Source organism: Kitasatospora sp. NPDC058243 (genome assembly GCF_042882025.1).
GTDB lineage: Bacteria > Actinomycetota > Actinomycetes > Streptomycetales > Streptomycetaceae > Kitasatospora.
In genome coordinates this window covers 57,382-58,977 of record NZ_JBHVWW010000061.1, presented here as the reverse complement: position 1 = coordinate 58,977, position 1,596 = coordinate 57,382, and the positions used below count along the sequence as shown (strand labels likewise).

Genomic DNA, 1,596 nt, shown 5'->3' with positions numbered 1-1,596 from the left:
GACCCGCCAGCAGTCGCCGCCGGCCGCCCTGGCCTCGGCGAGCGCGCGGTCGGCGGCGCGCAGCAGCACGGCGGCGTGGGTGCCGTCCTCGGGCAGCACGGCGACGCCGACGGCGGCGGTGAGGCCGTTGCCGTGCGCCGGGCGGGACTCGCGCGGGCCGGAGGACCAGTCGAGCAGCAGGTGCCGGCGGACCGACCAGACCAGGCGCTCGGCGACCTGCGCGGCGCCCTCGGCGCCGGTGTCCGGCAGCACCACCAGGAACTCCTCGCCGCTGTAGCGGCCGAGGGTGTCGGCGCGGCGGATCTCCATCGCCAGCCGCTGGGCGAGGTCGCGCAGCACCGCACCGGCACGGCCGCGGCCGTGCTCGGCGACGACCGCGTCGAAGCCGGTGATCTCCAGCAGCAGCACGGCCAGCGGGCGCGGCCCTTCGGGCTGGTCGGTCCGCTCGGCGCGGCGGGCGCGCTCGATCTCGCGGTCCAGGGTGAGCTGCAGGTGGCGGTAGTTCCACACGCCGGTGAGCGGGTCGCAGGAGGCGGTGCGCTCCAGGTCGGCGCAGTGGGTCTCCAGTTCGGCGATCCGCTCGCGCAGCTGCTCCTGCCGGGCGGCGGCTTCGGCGCCGCCCCGGCGCAGCCGCAGCCCGAGCACGGTGGCGCCGGCCAGCGCGGGGGCGCTGAGCACGGCCAGGGCCTGGACCAGCAGCGGGGTGGACAATCGCGGCGGCCTTTCGCATGTCAGGCTCTGCGCGTCGATGGCGCCGGTCGGCGGGACCGGTCGGCGAGACCGGTCGGCGAGACCGGTCGGCGAGACCGGTCGGCGAGACCGGTCGGCGAGACCGGTCGGCGAGACCGGTCGGCGAGACCGGTCGGCGGCACAGCTCGACGGCACAGAGTTGCGGAGGATCCGATGCACAACGAGAAGAGCGATCTGAGGACACGGCTGTTGACCCGGCGCCGCGCACTCTCCGCCGACGGGCGCGCGGAGGCCGCGCACGCGCTGGCCGGGCACGCCGGGGAGCTGGCGGCGCCGGGCACCACCGTGGCCGCGTACGTGTCGGTGGGCGCCGAGCCCGGGACCAGGCCGTTGCTGGACGCGCTGCGGGCGCGCGGGGTGCGGGTCCTGCTGCCGGTGCTGCTGCCCGACAACGACCTGGACTGGGCCGCCTACCAGGGCCCGCAGGAGCTGGCCCCGGCCGGGCGCGGGCTGTTGGAGCCGGTCGGCCCGAGGCTCGGCCCGGAGGCGGTCACGGAAGCCTCGGTGGTGCTGCTGCCGGGCCTGGCGGTGGACCGGCGGGGGCTGCGGCTGGGCCGCGGCGGCGGCAGTTACGACCGGGTGCTGGCCCGGCTGGGGCGGGCGGGCGCGCGGCCGGTGCTGGCGGTGCTGCTGTACGAGCACGAGCTGCTGGACGAGGTGCCGGCCGAGCCGCACGACCGCCCGGTGGACCTGGCGGTCACGCCCGCCGGGCTGCGCAGGCTGGGGTGAGACGGCGGCGGGGACAGCTCGGGGGGGGGGGGGGGGGGGAGAGGGGGGGGGTGGGTGTGGGGGGGTGGGTGTGGGTGGGACGTCGGCTCTGGTCGGGGGGTTTCTTCCCTGCTTCCT

The 1,596-nt window shown here is 77.9% G+C and carries 2 protein-coding genes; one reads left to right on the top strand and one right to left on the bottom strand.

What is annotated here, in order from left to right:
- On the bottom strand, nucleotides 1-711 hold a 711-nt coding region (locus ACFVX9_RS30720), incomplete at its 3' end, for a GGDEF domain-containing protein (RefSeq protein ID WP_387984653.1).
- A 192-nt stretch (nucleotides 712-903) separates the two neighbouring features.
- Between ACFVX9_RS30720 and ACFVX9_RS30715 the strand changes: the two genes are divergently transcribed.
- Complete coding sequence (locus ACFVX9_RS30715) at nucleotides 904-1,479, top strand: 5-formyltetrahydrofolate cyclo-ligase (protein ID WP_063348083.1); 576 nt, start codon at nucleotides 904-906, stop codon at nucleotides 1,477-1,479.
- Nucleotides 1,480-1,596: the final 117 nt, after the last annotated feature.

Excerpts from the sequence above, each read along its gene's own strand:
- ACFVX9_RS30715 (WP_063348083.1), top strand. The coding sequence starts at position 904 with ATGCACAACGAGAAGAGCGATCTGAGGACACGGCTGTTGACCCGGCGC.